Origin of the sequence: Streptomyces rishiriensis, from assembly GCF_030815485.1 — a bacterium.
Classification (GTDB): Bacteria; Actinomycetota; Actinomycetes; order Streptomycetales; family Streptomycetaceae; genus Streptomyces; species Streptomyces rishiriensis_A.
This window is the reverse complement of sequence record NZ_JAUSWV010000002.1, coordinates 7,542,282-7,562,379: the sequence shown is the minus strand read 5'-3', so window position 1 is coordinate 7,562,379 and position 20,098 is coordinate 7,542,282. Positions and strand designations below refer to the sequence as shown.

Annotated in this window: 17 protein-coding genes; 7 read left to right on the top strand and 10 right to left on the bottom strand. The window is 72.0% G+C overall.

What is annotated here, in order from left to right; all coding sequences use genetic code 11:
- The first annotated feature begins 19 nt into the window (after positions 1-19).
- Complete coding sequence (locus tag QF030_RS36010; protein WP_307166747.1) at positions 20-1,411, top strand: S1 family peptidase; 1,392 nt, start codon at positions 20-22, stop codon at positions 1,409-1,411.
- 109 nt (positions 1,412-1,520) lie between these two features.
- Here QF030_RS36010 and QF030_RS36005 read toward each other — a convergent pair whose 3' ends face one another.
- Both QF030_RS36005 and QF030_RS36000 read right to left on the bottom strand, forming a co-directional pair.
- The gene (locus tag QF030_RS36005) at positions 1,521-1,691 is read right to left on the bottom strand and encodes a hypothetical protein (RefSeq protein ID WP_307166746.1); all 171 of its coding nucleotides are present in this window, start codon (positions 1,689-1,691) and stop codon (positions 1,521-1,523) included.
- Between the two features lie 176 nt (positions 1,692-1,867).
- A complete protein-coding gene (locus QF030_RS36000) occupies positions 1,868-2,563 on the bottom strand; it encodes a L,D-transpeptidase family protein (protein ID WP_307166745.1) in 696 nt (231 codons plus the stop codon).
- 232 nt (positions 2,564-2,795) lie between these two features.
- Between QF030_RS36000 and QF030_RS35995 the strand changes: the two genes are divergently transcribed.
- Both QF030_RS35995 and QF030_RS35990 read left to right on the top strand, forming a co-directional pair.
- Entirely contained in the window at positions 2,796-4,193 is a 1,398-nt protein-coding gene (locus QF030_RS35995; protein WP_307166744.1) for a pyridoxal phosphate-dependent decarboxylase family protein, read from the top strand.
- A gap of 188 nt (positions 4,194-4,381) precedes the next feature.
- Positions 4,382-4,918: a hypothetical protein gene (locus tag QF030_RS35990; protein WP_307166743.1), complete on the top strand. Its 537-nt coding sequence runs from the start codon at positions 4,382-4,384 to the stop codon at positions 4,916-4,918.
- Between the two features lie 4 nt (positions 4,919-4,922).
- On the opposite strand, the gene QF030_RS35985 is transcribed toward QF030_RS35990, so the two are convergent.
- From QF030_RS35985 to QF030_RS35975, 3 genes are all read right to left on the bottom strand, one after another.
- Positions 4,923-5,837 carry an SDR family oxidoreductase gene (locus QF030_RS35985; protein WP_307166742.1) on the bottom strand — a complete coding sequence of 305 codons (915 nt, stop codon included), beginning with the start codon at positions 5,835-5,837 and terminating at the stop codon, positions 4,923-4,925.
- A 139-nt stretch (positions 5,838-5,976) separates the two neighbouring features.
- Complete coding sequence (locus QF030_RS35980; RefSeq protein ID WP_307166741.1) at positions 5,977-6,606, bottom strand: MBL fold metallo-hydrolase; 630 nt, start codon at positions 6,604-6,606, stop codon at positions 5,977-5,979.
- The gene (locus tag QF030_RS35975) at positions 6,606-7,691 is read right to left on the bottom strand and encodes an S-(hydroxymethyl)mycothiol dehydrogenase (protein WP_307166740.1); all 1,086 of its coding nucleotides are present in this window, start codon (positions 7,689-7,691) and stop codon (positions 6,606-6,608) included. The genes QF030_RS35980 and QF030_RS35975 overlap by 1 nt, the downstream gene beginning before the upstream one ends.
- 172 nt (positions 7,692-7,863) lie before the next feature.
- Between QF030_RS35975 and QF030_RS35970 the strand changes: the two genes are divergently transcribed.
- Positions 7,864-9,618 carry an ABC transporter ATP-binding protein gene (locus QF030_RS35970; RefSeq protein WP_307166739.1) on the top strand — a complete coding sequence of 585 codons (1,755 nt, stop codon included), beginning with the start codon at positions 7,864-7,866 and terminating at the stop codon, positions 9,616-9,618.
- A 67-nt stretch (positions 9,619-9,685) separates the two neighbouring features.
- On the opposite strand, the gene QF030_RS35965 is transcribed toward QF030_RS35970, so the two are convergent.
- Complete coding sequence (locus QF030_RS35965; RefSeq protein ID WP_307166738.1) at positions 9,686-9,982, bottom strand: hypothetical protein; 297 nt, start codon at positions 9,980-9,982, stop codon at positions 9,686-9,688.
- 168 nt (positions 9,983-10,150) lie between these two features.
- Here QF030_RS35965 and QF030_RS35960 point away from each other — a divergent pair, with 168 nt between their 5' ends.
- Positions 10,151-10,516, top strand: a complete 366-nt coding sequence (locus tag QF030_RS35960) for a nuclear transport factor 2 family protein (protein WP_307166737.1) — start codon at positions 10,151-10,153, stop codon at positions 10,514-10,516.
- Between the two features lie 284 nt (positions 10,517-10,800).
- Here the strand turns inward: QF030_RS35960 and QF030_RS35955 are convergent, their stop codons facing one another.
- Together QF030_RS35955 and QF030_RS35950 are read right to left on the bottom strand one after the other, a co-directional pair.
- Complete coding sequence (locus QF030_RS35955; RefSeq protein WP_307166736.1) at positions 10,801-11,574, bottom strand: hypothetical protein; 774 nt, start codon at positions 11,572-11,574, stop codon at positions 10,801-10,803.
- A gap of 144 nt (positions 11,575-11,718) precedes the next feature.
- Positions 11,719-13,677, bottom strand: a complete 1,959-nt coding sequence (locus QF030_RS35950; protein WP_307166735.1) for a ricin-type beta-trefoil lectin domain protein — start codon at positions 13,675-13,677, stop codon at positions 11,719-11,721.
- A 208-nt stretch (positions 13,678-13,885) separates the two neighbouring features.
- On the opposite strand from QF030_RS35950, the gene QF030_RS35945 reads away from it, so the two are divergent.
- A complete protein-coding gene (locus QF030_RS35945; RefSeq protein WP_307167813.1) occupies positions 13,886-15,142 on the top strand; it encodes a glycosyltransferase in 1,257 nt (418 codons plus the stop codon).
- On the opposite strand, the gene QF030_RS35940 is transcribed toward QF030_RS35945, so the two are convergent.
- Together QF030_RS35940 and QF030_RS35935 are read right to left on the bottom strand one after the other, a co-directional pair.
- Positions 15,130-17,904 carry a P-loop NTPase fold protein gene (locus QF030_RS35940; RefSeq protein ID WP_307166734.1) on the bottom strand — a complete coding sequence of 925 codons (2,775 nt, stop codon included), beginning with the start codon at positions 17,902-17,904 and terminating at the stop codon, positions 15,130-15,132. The genes QF030_RS35945 and QF030_RS35940 overlap by 13 nt on opposite strands.
- A 46-nt stretch (positions 17,905-17,950) precedes the next feature.
- Positions 17,951-18,613: a TetR/AcrR family transcriptional regulator gene (locus QF030_RS35935; RefSeq protein ID WP_307166733.1), complete on the bottom strand. Its 663-nt coding sequence runs from the start codon at positions 18,611-18,613 to the stop codon at positions 17,951-17,953.
- A 180-nt stretch (positions 18,614-18,793) separates the two neighbouring features.
- Between QF030_RS35935 and QF030_RS35930 the strand changes: the two genes are divergently transcribed.
- Positions 18,794-20,062: a YncE family protein gene (locus tag QF030_RS35930; RefSeq protein WP_307166732.1), complete on the top strand. Its 1,269-nt coding sequence runs from the start codon at positions 18,794-18,796 to the stop codon at positions 20,060-20,062.
- Positions 20,063-20,098: the final 36 nt, after the last annotated feature.

The window sequence follows — 20,098 nt, the reverse complement described above, 5'->3', positions numbered from 1 at the left end:
GGGTTTCGGGAGCCATGACATGAGGCATGTACGACGACGGACCGTCCGGCGGGTGTCACGGCTGGCGGCCGTCGGCGGACTCCTCCTGGGAGGCGCCATGGTGACGCAGGCGGCCATGGCGAGCGAGCCGGGCGGCACGGCCGCGGTGCCGCGCAGCAATGCGGAGTCCGTCGTCACCAATCCCGGGGCGTCCCTCGTCGAGAAGCTCGGCACCTCACGCACGGCGGGGACCTGGCTCGGCGCGGACGGACGTCCGGTCGTCGCCGTCACCGACGAGGAGACGGCCGACACCGTCCGGGCGGCGGGCGCCGAGGCCAAGGTCGTCCCGCACAGCTTGAACGAGCTCAAGTCGGCCACGGCGACGCTCCGTTCGGCGCCCAAGGTGCCCGGCACCGCCTGGACGGTGGACTACCGGACGAACCAGGTCGTCGTACAGGCCGACAGCACCGTGTCGGCCACCGACTGGTCACAGCTGACGCGGACGGCCACCGGCATCGGCAGCTTCGTCCGCATGGAGCGCACCGCCGGTGAGTTCACCACCCGGATCAACGGCGCCCAGCCGATCCTGTCGACCGGCGGACGCTGTTCGGCCGGCTTCAACGTGACCAACGGAACGAACGACTTCATCCTGACCGCCGGGCACTGCGGGCCCACCGGGTCCACCTGGTTCGCGGACAACCAGGCCAAGCAGCAGGTGGGCCGGACGGTGAACTCCAACTTCCCCGGCAGCGACTTCTCCCTGGTGCAGTACGCGAGCGGCAAGGCCGGCGCGGGCGCCGACGTGGTGGCCATCGGCAACGGCAACGGGGTGCGGATCACGGGCACCGGCGACGCGGCCGTGGGCCAGCGGGTCTTCCGCAGCGGCAGCACCAGCGGGTTGCGGGACGGCGAGGTCACCGGTCTCGACGCGACGGTGAACTATCCGGAGGGCTCCGTCAGCGGGCTCATCGAGACGAGCGTGTGCGCCGAGCCGGGCGACAGCGGCGGCCCGATGTTCTCCGACGGGATCGCGCTCGGTGTCACCTCGGGCGGCAGCGGCGACTGCACCACCGGGGGGACGACGTTCTTCCAGCCGGTGACCAAGGCGCTGGCGCAGCTCGGCGTCCAGCTGATCGTGGCCGCTCCTTCCGACAACGCCGGCACGTCCACGTCGTCCGCCGATCCCGCGCCGTCCGCCTCCTCCCCCCAGGCGGGGCTCTCTCCGGGCTCGGCCTCGCCGGGCACGACCACTCCCGTGACCGGTGGCGGCGTCAGCGAGACACTCGCCGCCAGGCTCACCGACCCCAGGAACATCGGCCCCGGTCTGCTGGTCATCGCGGGCAGCATGGTGGCCCTGGTCGCGACCCGGTACATCCGCGCCGAGCAAGACCGCAAGGCCTACCAGCGGTACTACTCGGCGACATGGGGGTGACGGCGCCCGGGCGCCGTCGGTACGGGGTCACGGGGAGGACGGATCGCGGCCGTGAGGGCTCGCGCGGTGAACAGGGACGACGGGAACGGCGGCGCGGCCGACGGGCGCGTCAGGCCGCTTCGACGGAGGTCGGAGCGGCGGCCCACTCCAGGACGAGCCGCTGGTATTCCGCACGCTGCTCGACGCTCAGTGTCCCGCCCGACCGGAGCCACAGGGCCCGGATCTCCTCGTTGACCTCTGCGGCCGATCGCTCGGTGAGGGATTCAACAGTGGTGGACATGGCGTGAAGCTTACGGCTTCGGAAGTGAAGACCACGTGAGTCATCACGAACGAATCGGACATAACGGACGTGTCACTGATCACGTCCATCTGCCCCCTCCGGAGCGCATGGGGACGCGCCCAAGGCGTGACGCCCGGAGGGCCGGGCGCCCACGCCGCTTCGGCGACCTGGGGGGCTCAGGTGCCCGGCTTGCGGCCGTACACGAAGACGTCGTCGCCGTTCTTCAGCAGCGACCAGTACTTCTTGGCGGTCGTGGTGGTCATGTTGACGCAGCCGTGGGAGCCCGGGGGGTTCCACATGCTCAGGCCGACCGAATGGAAGGCCTGGCCGCCGTCGAAGAACTGGCTGTAGGGCATCGGCACGTTGTAGATGCTCGACACATGGTCGATGTGCCGCCAGTAGATCTTCTTCAGACCGGTGCGGGTCTCGTACCCGTTGCGGCCGGTGCGGACCGGGACGGGGCCGTAGACGAGCTTGCTGCCGTCCTGGATCCAGCTGATCTGGAGGGTGAGGTTGACGCAGGCGATGCGGCCCTTGTTGGTCGGGCACTTGCCGGCCTTGTTGGGCTTGGTGCCCACCGCCTTCTGCTTGTTCATGAGGTCCATCACGCCCCAGGTGACGGGCCCGGCGTAGCCGATGTTCGGGGTGATGCCGTGCTTGTTCTGGAAGGCCCGGATGGCCTTGCAGTCGGTGGTCGACTGCTTGCCGTCCACGGGCCGGCCGAGGAACTTCTCCACCTGCTTCTGGTACGGCCCGGCCTGCGTCGTACAGCTCGCGGCCTGCGCCGGCGCGGTCCCCAGCGCCAGCGTCAACGGCGCGATCAGGCCGGTGAGCCCGAGCACGACGGCCCCTCGTCTGCGTATGTCCCCCATGGCTGCCCTCTCCCTGGCACATCTGTGGCGATCTCTCCCTACTAGACAGCGCTGGGCGGGCGTCGGTTGTAGTCCGGTCCGGGCTGTGACAGAACGGTGAACTCCTGCCGACCAGTTCGTCCGGTATGCCCGCGCTCTTCCGTTTCCTCCGAGAGGGCCGCGCACGGCGTCCGGTCCACTTCCCGTCGATTGGATCCGGCGCCGGCCGGTCTCCCCGTCCTAGGTTCGCCTCATGCATCGCATCCTCGCCGACGATCTCGCCCGGCTTCCCCAGCTCCTCCAGTCCGCCCGTGACGTCGCCGTCCGTGAGGTGACCGGCCTGGCGGAGCGGCCGGTGGTCCGCCTCGACCGGGCGCCCGACCGGGCTGCCCTGCCCCGCGAGGGGGCCGGGGCCGAGGGCGCGCTCGCGCGGTTCACCGAGGACTGGGCGCCCGGCTTCTCCGGCTCGGCCGGGCCGCGCTACCTCGGCTTCGTCACGGGCGGGGCGACGCCCGCGTCGGTGGCCGGGGACTGGCTGACCGGCGCGTACGACCAGAACGTCTCCGGGTCGGGCGGCTCGTGGGCGGCGGCGCTGGAGAGGGAGACGGTCGCCTGGCTGCGTGAGCTGTTCGGGCTGGGCGAGGAGCACAGCGGGGCGTTCGTGACCGGCGCGACCGTCTCCAACACCGTCGGCCTCGCCGTCGCCCGTGAGTGGCTGGGCGAACGCCTGGGGGTGGACGTGTCCCGGGAGGGCGCGGCCGCGCTGGGGCCCGTGGAGGTGCTCTCGGGCAGCCCGCACTCCAGCGTCGCCAAGGCGCTGTCCGTGCTGGGCATCGGCCGGGACCGGCTGCGGCCGGTGCCCGTGCTCGACGGCCGGGAGGCCGTCGACGTCGACGCGCTCGAGACGGCGCTGGCCGCGCTGGAGGGGCGGCCGGCGGTGGTCGTGGCCAACGCGGGCACCGTCAACACCGTCGACTTCGACGATCTGCGGGCGATCGCGGCCCTGAAGGAGCGGTACGGCTTCTGGCTGCACGTGGACGCCGCGTTCGGCGGTTTCGCCGCCCTCTCCCCCGCGTACGCGCATCTCGTCGACGGGCTCGACGCGGCCGACTCGGTCTGTGTGGACCTGCACAAGTGGCTCAACGTGCCCTACGACGCGGCCGTGCAGTTCACCCGCCGCCGTGACCTCCAGGTGCGGGTCTTCCACAACGCCTCGCCGTATCTCGGACCGCCCACCGGCGAGCCCGACTTCCTCCATCTCACGCCGGAGAACTCACGGCGGCTGCGGGCGCTGCCCGCGTGGTTCTCGCTGGTGGCCTACGGGCGGGCCGGGCACCGCGAGATCGTCGAGCGGAGCGTGGATCTCGCGGCCCGGCTCGGCGAGGGTGTCGCCGCGCTGGACGGGCTGCGGCTGCTGGCCCCGGTGCGGCTGAACGTCGTCTGCTTCACCCTCGCCGACGATCCGACGCAGACGCGGGTCGGCGCGCTCGCGGAGGCCGTGGCCGCGTCCGGGGAGGCGTTCCTGACCCCGACGGTGTACGGCGGGGCGCCGGCGCTGCGGGCGGCGTTCAGCAACTGGCGCACGTCGCGGGCGGACGGTGAACGCGTGCTGGCGGCGCTCGCTTCGGCGCTGCCCACGCTGCCTGACTGACCGTGATGGCGTGCGGACGGCGCGGCGGTTGCCGACGGACCCGGACGCGCAGGACGAGACGGTCGGCTCGGTGGGACTCTGCACGGCCGCCCGCCGCCCGACGCCCGGCGGGCAGGACAAGTGACATCATCTGTCCGGGCTGTCCAGCGCCTCCACCACGTCGTCGACAGGACGGAGCTCGTGCGGAGATGACCGCGTTCCTCCAGCAACTCCCCGCTCTCATCGGCGTCGTGGTCGGCGCACTCGGCTCGTACCTGGCGATCGTGCGCAGCGACGGGGCCCGGTTCCGGCGCGAGACGGCGGCCCGGTGGGAGGAGCGGCGGCTGAGCGTGTACGGCGAGTACGCGCGGGCGCTGAAGAGGTCGGTGAACCTGACCTACCGCGTCGCCTCCCACCTCGGCAACGACCCGCACCCGCATCCCCTGTCCCCCGCCCTGGCCGAGCCGCTGCTCGCGGAGGCGACCGACGGACGCGACCCGGCCGGAGAGGCGCTGATCATGCTGGGCAGCCGGGAGGTGGTGGAGCGGGCGCGGGTGTGGGTGACCACGGTGATGGACATGGAGCGGTTCATGCGCGAGGGGACGCACGACCCGCAGGCCTGGCAGGCGCTGCTGGAGCGGCAGCGGGCCGGCCGTGAGGGCTACTACGCGGCCGTACGCGAGGATCTCGCACTGCCGCCGGGGCACCCGGCGCGCTGGCCGACCGGTCCGGTCTCCGGCGCCTGAGCGCTCAGCGGTAGCCGGTGGTGTCCGCCGCCTTCCCGGGGTCCTGCACCTCGACCATGTACCGCCAGGCGTCCGGCCGGCTGCCGTCGAGGTCGGTGAAGCCGTACACCGGGGCGAGGCCGCCGCTGGACAGGGACCGCCCGTTGAAGCGGGCGACGTCGGGGTCGGCGGCCAGGGCGGCGACCGCCCGGCCGACGTAGCGGGGTGTCTCCGAGATGGCGAAGTGCGGGACGCGGTCCAGGGCGTCCCGCCAGTTGTCCTCGCGTACGCCGAACTGTTCGAGCATCAGCTCGGACCGCAGCCAGCCGGGGGTGAGCGCGACGGCGGTGGCGCCGCGCGGCCCGAGTTCGTGACCGAGGGCGAAGGCCATCCGCAGGACGGACGTCTTGGCGAGGTCGTAGAAGAAGTTCACGCGATAGGTGTCGCGGTTGTACTCGGTGGTGCCGTCGGTCATCTCGACGACCAGTCCGCCGGGCCGGCGCAGCAGCAGCGGCAGCGCGTGGTGGCTGGTGATCGCGTGGGTCTCGACGGCGAGCCGGAGCAGCCGCAGCCCGTTGTCGAGGTCGTGCTCCCAGACCGGGGTGTCCCATGCGAAGAGGTGCTCGGCGCCCCAGATGTCGTTGACGAGGACGTCGAGGCGGCCCTGCTCGTCCGCGACGCGGTCGACGAGGGCACGGACCCGGGCCGGGTCGAGGTGGTCGGTGGGCACCGCGATGCCGTGGCCGCCCGCCTCGGTGACCAGGTCCGCGGTGTCCTCGATCGTCTCGGGGCGATCGGACTCGGAGCGCCGGGCGCGGGTGGTGCGTCCCGTCACGTAGACGGTGGCCCCCGCCGCCCCCAGTTCCACGGCGATGCCGCGTCCCGCGCCCCGTGTCGCCCCGGCGACCAGGGCGACCTTGCCTTCCAGCGGACCGGACATGTCCGACCTCCTGCGCGTGTTCCGTCGGTGTCGTCATCGAAGGATCGATGGCGTGGACGAGCATCGCGCGGAAGCCGGACATCTCCTGTCACCATTCGCCCGCCGGGTCACCCGGTCGGGCGCGGTGCGGCGCTCGCCTTCAGTGCCCCCGGGCGATCCACTCCTCCAAATGCGGCGCCTCCGCGCCGATGGTCGTCCCGTCGCCGTGACCGGTCAGCACCTTCGTCTCGGGCGGCAGGGCGAGCAGCCGGTCCCTGATCGAGGTGATGATCGTCGGGAAGTGCGACCACGAGCGGCCGGTGGCGCCCGGTCCGCCCTGGAAGAGGGTGTCGCCGGTGAAGAGCACCCCGAGGCCGGGGTCGTGCAGACACACCGCGCCGGGCGCGTGCCCGGGAGTGTGCAGGACGGTCAGATCGGTGCCGGCGGCCTCGATGACCTGGCCGTCGGCCAGGTGGGCGTCGGGCTCGCGGTCCGGGTGGGTGAGCTTCCACAGCGGCAGGTCGTCGGGGTGCAGCCAGATCGTGGCGCCGGTCGCGTCGGCGAGGGCCGGCGCGGCGGAGACGTGGTCGTTGTGGGCGTGGGTGCACACGATGGCCGTCAGCCGGCGGCCACCCACGGCGGCCAGGATGGCGTCGGCGTCGTGCGCGGCGTCGATGACGATCGCCTCGTGGTCGTCGCCGACGATCCACACGTTGTTGTCGACGTCCCAGGTGCCGCCGTCGAGGCTGAACTGGCCGGAGGTGACGAGGCGTTCGATGCGCGCGGCCATCACAGCACCACCACCGAACGAAGGACGTCACCGTGGTGCATCCGCTCGAAGGCCTGCTCCACCTCGTCGAGTCGGATGGTCTCGGTCACGAACGCGCCGAGATCCAGGCGGCCCTGGAGGTGAAGGTCGATCAGCATCGGGAAGTCACGCGAGGGCAGACAGTCGCCGTACCAGGAGGATTTCAGCGCCCCGCCGCGCCCGAAGACGTCCAGCAGCGGCAGTTCGAGCTTCATCTCGGGAGTCGGCACACCGACCAGGACGACCGTGCCCGCCAGGTCACGGGCGTAGAAGGCCTGCTTGTAGGTCTCCGGACGGCCGACCGCCTCGATCACCACGTCCGCGCCGAAGCCGCCGGTCAGCTCACGGATCGCCTCGACGGGGTCGGTCTTCCTGGAGTTGACCGTGTGCGTGGCGCCCATCTTCCTGGCGGTCTCGAGTTTGCGGTCGTCGATGTCGACGGCGATGATCTTCGCGGCGCCGGCCAGGTTGGACCCGGCGATCGCCGCGTCCCCCACCCCGCCGCACCCGATCACCGCGACCGTGTCGCCGCGGCCGACGTTGCCGGTGTTGATCGCCGCGCCGATACCGGCCATCACCCCGCAGCCCAGCAGCCCCGCCACCGACGCGGACACCGACGCGTCGACCTTCGTACACTGCCCGGCCGCTACCAGGGTCTTCTCCGCGAACGCCCCGATGCCCAGCGCCGGCGACAGCTCGGTGCCGTCGGTCAGGGTCATCCGCTGCTTCGCGTTGTGGGTGTCGAAGCAGTACCAGGGCCTGCCGCGCAGGCACGCCCGGCACTGCCCGCACACCGCACGCCAGTTCAGGATCACGAAATCGCCGGGAGCGACGTCGGTGACGCCCTCCCCGACCGACTCCACGACGCCCGCCGCCTCGTGACCGAGCAGGAAGGGGAACTCGTCGTTGATCCCGCCCTGCTTGTAGTGCAGGTCGGTGTGGCAGACACCGCAGGCCTGCACCTGCACCACGGCCTCACCGGGACCGGGGTCGGGGATCACGATCGTCTCCACCCGTACCGGCTCGTTCTTCCCCGGCGCGATCACTGCGCGCACTTCCTGCGGCATGGTGCTGCCCCTTTCGTCGGCGGTCGTCCGTCCCGCTGCCGACCCTACGCGTGACTGATCGGTAAGAGCACGGGCGGCAGGGCCGACGCTGCCCCGGACACGCCCTTCCCGGCCGCACGGCGCGGCGGCCGACGTAGCCTGAGGCCTGCCACCCGACCTCCCGAGGAGCCCCGTGACCATCGCAGAGACCGCCGGCGGCCGGCCCCCGTGGCGGTTGTTGCTCGACTACGTACGGCCCCACCGCTGGTCCTTGCTGGCGGGTGCGGCGCTGTCGCTCGTCACCGGCGCCACGGGGTTGCTCCTGCCCCTGGTGGCCCGGAAGCTGATCGACGACCTGGGCCACGACCGGTCGATATCCGGCGCGTTGCTCGCGCTGACGGCACTGGTCGTCGCCAACTCGGCGGTGGGCGCGCTCGGTTCCTTCGTGCTGCGGCGCACCGCGGAGTCGGTGGTGCTCGGCGCGCGGCGGGCGCTGTCCTCGTACCTGCTGCGGCTGCGGATCACGGCCGTCGACCGCAGCGAGCCCGGCGATCTCATGGCCCGCATCACCTCCGACACGACGCTGCTGCGCGAGGTCACCACCGACTCGCTGGTGGGCCTCGGCACCGGCGGGCTCACGCTGGCCGCCACCGTCGCGATGATGGGCCTGGTCGACCCGGTGCTGCTGGGGGTCACACTGGCCGTGATCCTCTGCGCGGGGACCGTCCTCGGCGTGATCGTGCCGCGGATCAACCGGGCCAGCCGCCGGGCGCAGGACGCGGTCGGCGTGATGGGCGCCTCGCTGGAGCGGGTGCTCGGCGCGCTGCGCACGGTGAAGGCGTCGGGCGCCGAGCACCGCGAGGAGGCGACGCTGCACGCGGCGGCCGAGGAGTCCTGGCGGCAGAGCGTGCGCGCCGCCAAGTGGTCGGCGGCCGCGGGCAACACGGCCGGGCTGGCCATGCAGACGGCCTTCATCACCGTCCTCGCGGTGGGCGGGGCACGGGTCGCGACGGGCGCCATCGAGATCGGCACGCTGGTGGCGTTCCTGCTGTACGTCTTCTATCTGATGTCGCCGATCCAGCAGGTCGTCGGCGCCATCACCCAGTACCAGACCGGTTCGGCGGCCCTGAGCCGCATCCAGGAGGCCCTGCGGCTGCCCGCCGAGCCGGCGTCCCGGCCCCGGCCGCTGCCCACGCCCGCCGCCGAACCGGCCTCGCTGGACTTCGCCGACGTCCGGTTCCGGTACGCCGACGACCTGCCGTACGTCCACCACGGGGTGACGTTCACCGTGCCGGCCCGGGGCATGACCGCGTTCGTCGGTCCTTCGGGCGCGGGAAAGACCACGGTGTTCTCGCTCATCGAGCGGTTCTACGACCCCGAGTCCGGCACGATCGCCCTCGACGGGCGTGAACTGGCGGAATGGGACCTGTCCCTGCTGCGCTCCTCCATCGGCTACGTCGAGCAGGACGCCCCCGTCCTGTCGGGCTCGCTGCGCGACAACCTGCTGCTCGGGAACCCGTCGGCGGGAGACGACACCGTGCGGGGCGTCCTGAAGACGACTCGTCTGGAGACCCTGGTCGAACAGCTGCCGCAGGGGCTGGACACCCTGGTCGGCCATCGCGGGACGAAGCTGTCCGGCGGCGAGCGGCAGCGGGTGGCCATCGCCCGTGCGCTGCTGCGCCGCCCGCGGCTGCTCCTCCTGGACGAGGCGACCTCCCAGTTGGACGCGGTGAACGAGGCGGCGCTGCGCGACACCGTCGCCGACGTCTCCCGGACGACCACCGTCCTCGTCGTCGCGCACCGGTTGTCGACGGTCACGATGGCCGACCGGATCGTCGTCATGGACGCGGGCCGGGTGCGCGCGGTGGGGACCCATCGCGAGCTCGTGGCGGGCGACCCGCTCTACGCGGAGCTGGCGGCGACGCAGTTCCTGGCGACGGTCGAGTGACCGGGCCCGGACGCGGGTGGGGGCCGCCCGGTCGTCCGGACGGCCCCCGCGGGGCTGGGTGAGACGCTCAGCCGATCGCGGGCAGCAGCCCGGTCACCGGCGCGACGAGGTCGGTGACCTGGTGCAACTCGTTCAGCTGCTGGAGTCCACCGACCTTGTTGAGCTCGCCCAGCTGCCGGGAGACCGGCGGGAGGTCGGCCCGGTGCTCCGCGGGAATCTGGCTCGTGGCGAGCGAGTCCAGCACGGACATCGGGTTGATTCGGCCGGCGGCCGGGGCGTCGGCCGCGCTCGCCAGGGGCGCCGCGAAGCCCGTGACCCCGGCGGCGAGTGCGGCGATTGCGGCGATGCGTCGAGTGGAGATCATGTCTGAGCAACGCCGTGGCGCCCTCGCGGACACGGGTGGGCGGCGCCGCTCACCCGACAGGCGGACGACACCGGTTGCGCTTGCCGAGCCCGGCATGCCGGAGGAGCCTCGAAGGTGAGGGTCGGGCGGCCGACCTCCCCTCGGCCGCGGCCCTCTCAGGAGGTCACCATGGGTACCGCGGCAGGTTCCGCCTTCGACACCGAGACGCTGCGCGCGGGCGTGGAGGGAAGCACTGCGACGACTTTGCTGTCGCTCTACGCCGACGACGCGGAGATACACGTCATCGACCACAACACCCAGCCCAGCCGGCCCAAGGTGCTGCACGGCCGGGACGAGATCGGCCGGATGCTCGACGACGTCTACAGCCGGGACATGACCCACAAGCTGGAGGAGTGCATCGTCCAGGGCGATCGCGCCGCCTTCAGCGAGTCCTGCCGGTACCCGGACGGCGTGCGCGTCCTCGCCGAGTCGATGATCACGTTGCGGGACGGCAAGATCGTCGAACAGACCATGATCCAGGCATGGGACGAGTAGGGAGGAGGACCGCAGGGGTCCAGGTCACTTCCCGGCTCACCTGGACGTTCTCGGTGCGAGCGGTGCGGGGGCGGTCGCGTCCGGCCCGGTCCGCACTGCCGGTACCGGTTTCGGCGGCAGGCCGGCGCGCGTCCGTCGCGCTGCTGTGGTCGGCGCTGCGAGCCGTACGCTCCCGTCCGGGTCCGCCGACGCCGCCCGCCGTTCGCACGCGGTGCGGCCGGCGTCGCTGAGGCTGAGCCGCGGCCCCACGCGCGGCCGGTCGCGATCGCCTCGTGGGGGCGGCTTCAGGCCCGCGCCGGCGCGCTTTCCGCGCCGGGCGGGGCGGCTTCGGCGGCGATCCGCCCGAGGCGTCGGACCACCGTGCCCAGGCGCGCCAGCGCCACTGCCGTACCGGCGCAGACGGGCACGGCGGGCCAGTACGCGAGGACGTGTCCGAAGGCCGCGTACCCGAGGAGCCCGAGCAGTGCCGCCGCGCCGACGGCCGACCCGAGCGCGCAGGGACCGAAGCGGTCGTCGCGGCCCGCCGGGACCCGGCCCGTCCGGGCCGCCAGCAGGGCGGCGGCGGACACGGCGAGGGAGATCAGCCAGGCCGTCGTCACCGGGCTCAGCACGATCAGCGTCACGTCCAGCGTCCCGAAGTGCCAGCCGGGCCACACGTCCCGGCCGTCGATCTCCACGATCCGGTCGTGCCACAGGCCGACCACGACGCGCTTGCCCTCCCAGAGATCGTGCCCGACCCGGTCCGTCACGTCGTCGATCCTCTTCCGCCTTTCGCCCACGGCGAGTTGGACGGTGTACTCGGTGTGGCTGAAGTACGCGCCGCTGCCGCCGGCCTGCCCGCCGCCCGAGTACCCGGACACCGTGTGGGAGGTCAGCCCCGTCACGCTCGCCTCGGCGGTGCGCAGGGAGCCGTCCGACCGGGCGAGGGCCACGGCCGTCTCCTGGTAGGTGCGTCCGGCGAGCAGCAGGACGAGGACGGCCATGACGAGGCGGAACAGCACGCGTCGGACGGGCCCGCTTCCGGTCCGGGCAGGCTCGGCCTCGCTGGTGTCCGACATGGTCCCCCCTGGTCCCGCGCGTCGACTGGTCCGGCACGTCGACAGACACGGGAAACGCCCGGCCGGTTCCCCGCGCGGCCCCGGGCGTCCGTGCCCGGGGGCCGCGGGGGCCCGACCCGTGGGTGGGGCCCCCGGTCCGGAGGATCAGGTCAGCGTCCACTTCTGGTTGTCGGCGGTGCCGCAGGTCCAGAGCACGATCGGGGTGCGGTTGGCCGTGCCCGCCCCGTTGGCGTCGAGGCACAGCCCCGCGTTGACGTTGGTGATCGTGCCGTCGCTGTTGACGTTCCACTTCTGGTTGTTCTGGCCGTTGCAGTCCCAGATGACGACCTTGGTGCCGTTGGTGGTGCCGAGGTTGTAGGCGTCCAGGCACTTGTTCCCGTACACCACGAGTTCCTTGCGGGAGGTGTACGTCCAGGCCTGGTTGGAGCCGCCGTTGCAGTCCCACAGCTCGGCCTGGGTGCCGTTGGTGACGGTGCTGTCGTACAGGTCCAGGCAGCGGCCGGACTGCTTGCCCACGACGAGGGCGCCGTTCGTGCCGGCGAGGGGCTTGACCGTGATGTCGGCGAGGGTCGGGGCGCCCGTGAAGACGAGCGTGTTGGACGAGCCCTTCGACAGGGCCACCTGGAGGCTGACCGTGCCCTGTGCGGAGCCCGTCGGCGGGAAGGAGACCGTCGTCGCGGTCTGGCCGTTGACCTTCAGCGTCGCGGTGCGGGCGGTGGCGGCGGTGTTGGTGTAGGCCACGTCGACGACCTTCAGGCCGGTGTTCCCGGCGACCACGCCGGAGAAGCCCGAGGTGCCGGTGTAGGTGCTGCCCGACGCCTCGGTGCCGCCGGTGACGGTGAGCATGACCGAGCCGCCCGCCGGGACGCTCGCCGTGTAACCCGTGGCGTACGAGCCGACGTCGGCGCGGGCCCACAGGTCACGGACGGTGGCGGAGGCGTTGGTCAGACCCAGGTCGGACCAGCGGACGGTGATGTTCTGGGCGGACGAGGTGCGGTTGAGCAGGACGACGGCGCGCTTGCCGGTGCCGGACAGGACCTTGCCGTACACCTGCGCTCCGCTGGTGTCCTCGGCGACCTTGACGCCCTGGAGGCCGCGCGCGTCCTGGTCGACGGCGATGACCTCGGGGTTCTTGAGGATGTTCGCCGTCTCCGTCGTCATCGTGGTCAGGTCGTTCCCGGCGAGGAGCGGGGCGCCGGAGACCGCCCAGAGGTTCATGTGGGTGCGGTTCTGGGCGGCGGTGAAGCCGGTCATGCCGACCATGAGCATGTCCGGGTCGTTGTAGTAGCCGGTGTGCTGGGCGGTGGGGTGCAGGCCCTGGTCGAAGTTGGACAGCAGGTTCGTCATCGACGGGTTGTTGCCGTAGTAGATGATGTCGGTGCTGGTCCGGAACATCGGGGCGAGGCCGGGAGCCCAGTTCCAGGTGTTCTGGTAGCCCCAGTTGCACAGGGAGAGGGTGAGCGGGCGGCCGGTCGCGGCCGTCGCCTTCGTGACGGCGCCGCTGATCGCGGTGTACGCCGTCGCCGCGTCGAGGCCCTCGGCGTCACCGCCGCACCAGTCGACCTTCACGAAGTCGAAGCCCCACTGCGAGAACCGGAGCATGTCCTGGTCGTAGTGGCCCTCGCTGCCACTGCCCGGGGCCGCGGGCCGGCCGGTCGGGAAGTAGTAGCCGCAGCCGTCCTTCCCGGCGTCCGTGTAGATCCCGGCCTTGAGGCCCTTGCTGTGGATGTAGTCGGCGATGGCGCTCATGCCGCCGGGCCACTCGGACTCGTCGACGGTGATGTTGCCCGCGCCGTCGCGGGTGCCCTGCCACCAGCCCTCGTCGATGTTGATGTACTTGTACCCGGCCGCCGGCAGACCCGCGGCGACGAACGCGTCGACCTGCCGCTTGATGACGTTGTAGTCGATCTTCGCGGCGAAGCTGTTCCAGGAGGCCCAGCCCATCGGGGCGGTGGGCACGGCGATCTGCCGTGAGGTCGCGGCCTGGGCCGTGCCGGGCTGGACGAACAGCAGGGCGGCGGTCATCGTCAGCAGCAGGGCGAGGACCTGCGCGGCGACGGATCTCCGGCGCCGGACCGGGCGCGCGGGGCGTGGGGGAAACATACGGCGGCTCCAAGCTTCGAAATATCGAACACGGGTCGGTGAACCGAACGCGTTGCGCGCCGAAAGTAGAACCGCCGACGAGCGAAGTCAACGGCTGCGACAGAAGTGATGTGACCGCTCTCAATGTGCGAAGTGGCCGCTTCCGCGGGCACGTTCGCACCGCACCGGGCCTCCCGCCGCCATACTGTGCGTCGTGCGAGTGGCGATCATGACAGCGGGCTCCCGGGGCGACGTGGCCCCGTTCACCGGACTGGGCCACGGGCTGGTGCGGGCGGGCCACGAGGTCACGCTCGTCACCCACGCGCGGTTCGCGCCGTTGGTGGCGGGTTCCGGGGTGGGCTTCCACGCACTGCCGTTGGATCCGCGGGCGGAGCTGGAGTCCGAGCGGGGACGGGGGCTGCACCGCAGCACCACCGGTCCGGGCAAACTGTTGCGCGTGGCCCGGATGGCGCGGTCACTGGTGGGGCGGATGACCGACGACCTCCTGGCCGCCGCCCACGCGAACGACGTCCTGCTGCTGTCCGCCTCGGTGGCGCCGCTGGGGCACACCATCGCCGAGGGACTCTCCCTGCCGAGCCTCGCCCTCTTCCTCCAGCCCGTAGCCCCCACCAGGGAGTTCGCTCCACCGCTGCTGGGTGGCGGCTCATGGGGAGCGGTCGGCAACCGGCTCGCCGGGTACGGCGTGGGGATGGCCGTCGAGCAGATCTTCGCCCCGGTCGTGCCCGGTGTACGGGCCAGGCTGGGGCTGCCGGCCGTACGCCGTCCCGGCATCGACCCGGGTGGCCGGGCCCGGCGGTGCCGGCCGGTCCTGCACGGTTTCAGCCCGCTGGTGGTGCCCCGGCCCCGCGACTGGCGGGCGGAGCTGGACGTCACGGGATACTGGTGGCCGTACGACCGGGAGACCCGACTCCCGGACGCCCTGCGGGAGTTCCTCGACGCGGGACCGCCGCCGGTCTTCGTCGGCCTGGGCAGCGCGACGGTACCCGACCCGCGGGGGCTGAGCGCCGAGATCGTGCGGGCGCTGCGGCGGGCGGGGCTGCGCGGGGTGATCCAGCGCGGCTGGGCGGGCCTCGCGGCCGACGGCGACGACATGCTGACCGTCGACGAGGTCCCGCACGCGCTGCTGTTCCCGGAGACGGCCGCGGTGGTCCACCACTGCGGGGCGGGGACGACGGCGGCGGGCGTACGGGCCGGGGTCCCCGCCGTCCCGGTACCGATCCAGTTCGACGAGAGCTTCTGGGCCGACCGCCTGGTCCGCCTCGGCGTGGCGCCGTCCGCGGTACCGCTGCGCCGACTGACCGCGGACACCCTGACCACCGCACTCCTGCGAGCCACCCGGGAGCCCGGATTCGCCCGGCGCGCACGGGGGTTGGGCCTGCGGGTGGGCGAGGAGAACGGAACGGCCCGGGTGGTGGCCGTGGTGGACCGGCTGGAGAACGGTGACGGACGGCCTCACTCGGCGTAGTGCGGGCAGGATCTGCGGACGGTCTCCACGATCTCCGGCAGGTGGGGAGCGGGCACGCGCGGCAGCCCCCATGCCGCCCGGGTGTCGTCCAGAAGCCGACGGGCGCTGTGCGGCGACAGCGAGAGCTCTCCGCGCACGACCGCCAGCCGCTCGAGGCTTCCGTCCGGTCGGTGCACGTGTGCCTGCGTACGGCGGCGCTCGAACCCGGGAACCGCGAACACATCGAGGAGGGTGACGCAGAAGTACGCGTAGGCGGCGACCTCCTCCAGACGCTCCAGGGTGTCGGCGGGCAGGTCCGCCCGCAGTTCGGCGCCGCCGGGACCGTCCGCCCACTGCGCGAACCGGCCGATGTGCCCTCTCATCCTGTCGAGTTCGCACAGACAGTCCGCATGCAGGAATTCCGCCAGTCGCCTGGTCGCCCCGAAGACCATGTCCGTGCTCCGGGTGGGCAGGGCGCCCTCCTTCGCCCCGGCCCTGAAGGCGTCGACCGTCTCCCGCATCGCGCGGGTGACGAGCCGGCCGGCGATGTTCCGCAGCTCGACCTCTCCCCTGCTCTCGCGCAGCGCCACCATCTCGCGGGAGTACCGGATGAGGTCCCGCGGCACACCGCCGGCCAAGGCGTGGGCGAGCGCCACGAACGGCTCCGAGACACCGGCGGCGCGCCGGTCCAGTATCCGCTTCGACTCCTCGAACGAGCAGGGTCGCACATGGACGACGTCGTCGAAGGTGCTGTCCGCGACATCGCGCCCCGGCAGCCCCCGCCGGACGAAGGACGCCCCCACGTCCTCCGAGACCGAGATCAGGAAGTGCACGCCGGTGACGCCCAGGATGGCCTTGATCTCCCCGAGGAACTCCAGCGCCTGGGCCGTGGAACCCAGCCGGTCGATCTCGTCGATGGTGACCACCAGGCGCCGTTCCTGCGGCCGCAGTTCCGCAGCCACTTCGGCCAGGGTGCGCCTCAGCTGCTGGACGAGCTCGGGCAGAGTCAGAGGGGACGCGGTGAACGAGGTGCCGTAGGTGGATCCCAGGCTCAGCAGCCCACCGGCCGGGGCTCCGCTCGCGCCGTACGTGACGCTCTGCACCGTCTGGAGCCGGTAGAGGTGGTCCCGGCACCGCCCGGCCAGGGTCGGCTCCCGCGTCACGCGCTTCCACCCGGACAGCCGGACCATGACGGCGCCCAGGCAGACCAGCGCCACTCGTTGGGACAGGTCCCATCCGAAGGCCGCGTGCCGCATCCGGTCGTCGGCGAACCCCCCGGCGAGCCCGAGCACGAAGACCAGGACCGCGACCCGCGCGGTGGTCCCGTGCACGTATGGCCAGAACGGCGTGACCACCATCCACACCGCGATGACGGCGAGCACCGCCACGACCGTCATCGTCGGGTAGTAGACGGCCGGTTCGTCGTACCGCCAGTCCTCGAACCAGGCGATCACCGGTCTCGGCGACCACGTGGTCACCAGGGCCAGCACGATCAGCAACCGGCCGACCGGGGCGAGAAGGACCGTACGCAGCACGCGGGTGAAGCCGCTGAACCGCCACTCCCGGACGTACTTCCAGACCACGAGGCCGAGGACGACCGCCGACAGCGCCGGCCACGGCCGCCTGCCCTCCAGAACGGCCGCCAGACCGTCCCCCAGCCACTGGGCAGCGTCGTCGCCGGCCCGCGCGACCGCTGCGGAGTGGTGCTCGACGAAGCCGCGCACGGCAGCGAAGACGCCCACCAGGAACAGCCCGAGCGCCAGCAGGCCGACGAGGAAGCGGCGGGTGAGCGCCCGTACGGCGGCGCCGAGCCTGCGCAGCACGGTGCGCAGCGGGCTGAGACGCCGGAACTCCGGGAACCGGTACCCGTGGTCCTTCAGGTAGCTCTGGCACAGGTCGACGAAGAGCGAGGTGAGGAACTCCAGAGGGGCATAGGAGGCGGGCGCCTGGACGGAGACCTTCAGGTCGTCCGGGCCCAGGCACGAGGCGAGCAGGGTCGACTTCCCCGAGCCGCGCGGTCCGCACACGGCGATGGTGCCGTCGACCAGGGCATCGAGTTTCTGCTTGATCTCCGCCTTGGCCTGGTTGTCGACCACATAACGACTGTCCCGGTGGTCTCTGATGCCCTCGTACTCCGTGGTGACGAGCAGACAGTGGGCATCGTCACCGAGGAGTTCCGAGACGACGTTCTGCACCACCGAGGGCATGACGTCCCGCACCGCGACGCACATGAGGCCGGCGGACCGGTGCCGCACCGCACGCACCCCGCCTGCCCTGGCCGTCAGTGCGAACACGCAGCCCAGGAAGGCCCGCACCCGGGCGCGGGACGCCGGCCGCCACAGGACCCAGCCCAGAGCGCTCAGCACGGCGCCGAGCCCGGTGGGCCACCAGCCGTTCCCGGTCAGGGACAGGACGACCAGAGCCGCCCCGGACAGGGCGGCCAGCGCCAGGGGCAGGTCCCAACCCAGACCGGGCAGCAGCTGCAGAACGCGGTCCTCGGCCTGGTCCCGCTCCTCACACGCGTTCTCGTAGCGCCGCAAGGCTTCCTGGTACAGCGGCGCGCCACGGACCCGGGCGACGTTCCGCGGCAGCCGCATCGCCCCGGCGACGTCGTTGCGGAGCGCCCCGGGGCGCCGGTCCAGGCGGCTCGCCACCTCGGGGGCGGTCAGGCATTCCTCCAGGGCCTGTGTGTAGACCGCCCACTCCCGTTCGTCTTCCAGACCGGGCGGCGCAGGCGGTTCACGGGACCCCTCGTCGGCCGGGCCGGCCGGCGGCGGTTGCACGTCCCCGTCGAACGCCCCCGGCACCTGGCCGTCCCCCGGCGTCGGTTCAGGAGGAATGCCGTTCCCACCCTTCCGGCCGCAGGATTCCCAGCAGTTGCCGCACCAGTTCGTCCACCACCTCGTCCAGGGTCGCGTCCACCCACCCGGCGCTCCAGTCGTGGAGGAGGCCGTTGACACTGCCTATGAAGGCTGTCGCCGCCAGGCGGTAGTCGCGGGGCGCCGCCTCGCCGCGGGCGGCGGCCGCCGACGCCTCGGCGCAGATGAGGTCGACCCAGCGGGCCCGGCGGGCCAGTCGCTGTTCCTCCAGCCGGGGGCTGACCCCGACGATCTCCACGAAGGTGATCCGGATGCGGCGCGGGTCGGAGGTCACGTCGGCCGCGTAGGCGTGGAAGATCGCGGTGACCCGCTCACGGAGCGGCAGGTCCTGGGCGGCCGCGAAGGCGGCCAGCACCGCCTCCTCGGCCCAGTCGTTGACCTGGAGGTGCAGCGCCGCCAGGACGTCCTCGAGGGTGCGGAACTCCTCGTAGAACTGGCGGGTCGACAGGCCGGCGGCCTCGCTCAGCGACGCGACCGTGGTGCCGCGGTAGCCGGGGACGTCCCCGAACAACCGCAGCGCCGCCTCCAGAAATCTCCCGCGTCGCTCGACCTGCCGCTGTTCGGCGGACTTGCCGCCGTACCGGCCGGTCGGCGCCCTGAGCCTGCCCGCCACTGACCCTCCCTCGTCGTTCCGTGCTCCCCCGTCGCCAATTTTGTCGTGTACGGAGTCTTGTGGCGAAGGGCCTCTCTTCCTTACTTTCCAGTAAGGAAGGTCTGAATGCTTCCGTGTTCAGATTGGGCGGGCCCCTCCCGCCCTCCCCCACACCTGCCACCCCCAGAGGAGAGAGCAGCCATGCCTGCCTTCAGATCCAGGCACCTTTGCTCCGTAGCCGCCGCCCTCGTCCTGACCGTCACCGCTCCCGCGACCGCCGCCACGGCCGCCGCCGCCGACTCCGACGTCTCGACCGCCGCCGCACTGCGCGAGGTGCTCTTCGTCGGCAACAACTGGGAGGGCACCGCGGACGTCGTCGAGTCCAGCGGCGCCTTCGCCAAGGTCGGCCGGATCAACGTCATCCCCGACAAGAGCGCCCGGATGGCGGAGATCAACGCCGACCCGATCAAGTGGATCTACTTCCAGGCCATCCGCAACGGTGTCGGCGAGGGACACGACCAGTTCGTCGATGACATGTACACCACGCCGGACGGCGCCTCGGTGGTCGTCTCCCGGCCCAGCTTCACCGACGTCGTCTCCATCGACCTGGCCACCGGGAACATCAACTGGCGCTTCCCGGTGTCCGGTTACCGCTCCGACCACATGGCCGTCTCGCCCGACGGCACCCGGGTCGCGGTCTCCGCGTCGATCTCGAACACCGTGCACGTCCTGGACATCGGCACCGGCAAGCAGCTGGGCTCGTTCAAGACGGGCGACAAGCCGCACGAGAACATCTTCACCAAGGACGGCAAGTACATCTACAACATGTCGATCGGCGACGTGAACACCTCGCAGGACGCCCCGTGGCAGGACTTCACGAAGGGCGACCGGCGTATCACCGTCGTGGACGCGACCACGTATCAGCAGGTCAGAGTCATCGACATGCGGCAGCGGCTGGACGCGATCGGTCTCACGGGCTACTCGGACGCGGTGCGCCCGGCGGTCTTCTCACCGGACGAGTCCAAGCTGTACTTCCAGGTCTCGTTCTTCAACGGCTTCTTCGAGTACGACCTCGCCACGGACCGCATCACCCGGACGAAGACGCTGCCGAAGAACCCCGCGACCAGCGACGACCGCACCACGTTCGTCAACGACTCACGCCATCACGGCATCTCGATGAGCCCCGACGGCGGCAAGCTGTGCGTGGCGGGCACGATGGACGACTACGCCACGGTCGTCGACCGGGCCACCCTCCAGGAGGGCCCGCTGGTCACCGCCTCCAAGCCCTACTGGGCCACGGTCAGCGGCGACGGCAGGAGCTGCGTGATCTCCGAGAGCGGCGCCGACCAGATCACGGCGATCGACTTCGCCACCGGGCGGAAGGTCGTGTCGGTGCCGGTGGGCGACCATCCGCAGCGGGTCCGGATCGGCCATGTCGCGCCGAACTGGACGGGAGCGAAGGCGAACTGACGGCTCCTCGGGACGCCGGGGCGGGTGGCGGCGACC

Bases quoted from the DNA above. Each gene is read 5' to 3' on its own strand.
- QF030_RS35955 (WP_307166736.1), bottom strand. From the start codon at position 11,574: ATGTCGGACACCAGCGAGGCCGAGCCTGCCCGGACCGGAAGCGGGCCC.
- QF030_RS35950 (WP_307166735.1), bottom strand. From the start codon at position 13,677: ATGTTTCCCCCACGCCCCGCGCGCCCGGTCCGGCGCCGGAGATCCGTC.
- QF030_RS36000 (WP_307166745.1), bottom strand. From the start codon at position 2,563: ATGGGGGACATACGCAGACGAGGGGCCGTCGTGCTCGGGCTCACCGGC.
- QF030_RS35965 (WP_307166738.1), bottom strand. From the start codon at position 9,982: ATGATCTCCACTCGACGCATCGCCGCAATCGCCGCACTCGCCGCCGGG.
- QF030_RS36005 (WP_307166746.1), bottom strand. From the start codon at position 1,691: ATGTCCACCACTGTTGAATCCCTCACCGAGCGATCGGCCGCAGAGGTC.
- QF030_RS35985 (WP_307166742.1), bottom strand. From the start codon at position 5,837: ATGTCCGGTCCGCTGGAAGGCAAGGTCGCCCTGGTCGCCGGGGCGACA.
- QF030_RS36010 (WP_307166747.1), top strand. From the start codon at position 20: ATGAGGCATGTACGACGACGGACCGTCCGGCGGGTGTCACGGCTGGCG.
- QF030_RS35945 (WP_307167813.1), top strand. From the start codon at position 13,886: ATGACAGCGGGCTCCCGGGGCGACGTGGCCCCGTTCACCGGACTGGGC.
- QF030_RS35975 (WP_307166740.1), bottom strand. From the start codon at position 7,691: ATGCCGCAGGAAGTGCGCGCAGTGATCGCGCCGGGGAAGAACGAGCCG.
- QF030_RS35930 (WP_307166732.1), top strand. From the start codon at position 18,794: ATGCCTGCCTTCAGATCCAGGCACCTTTGCTCCGTAGCCGCCGCCCTC.
- QF030_RS35995 (WP_307166744.1), top strand. From the start codon at position 2,796: ATGCATCGCATCCTCGCCGACGATCTCGCCCGGCTTCCCCAGCTCCTC.
- QF030_RS35980 (WP_307166741.1), bottom strand. From the start codon at position 6,606: ATGGCCGCGCGCATCGAACGCCTCGTCACCTCCGGCCAGTTCAGCCTC.
- QF030_RS35960 (WP_307166737.1), top strand. From the start codon at position 10,151: ATGGGTACCGCGGCAGGTTCCGCCTTCGACACCGAGACGCTGCGCGCG.
- QF030_RS35990 (WP_307166743.1), top strand. From the start codon at position 4,382: ATGACCGCGTTCCTCCAGCAACTCCCCGCTCTCATCGGCGTCGTGGTC.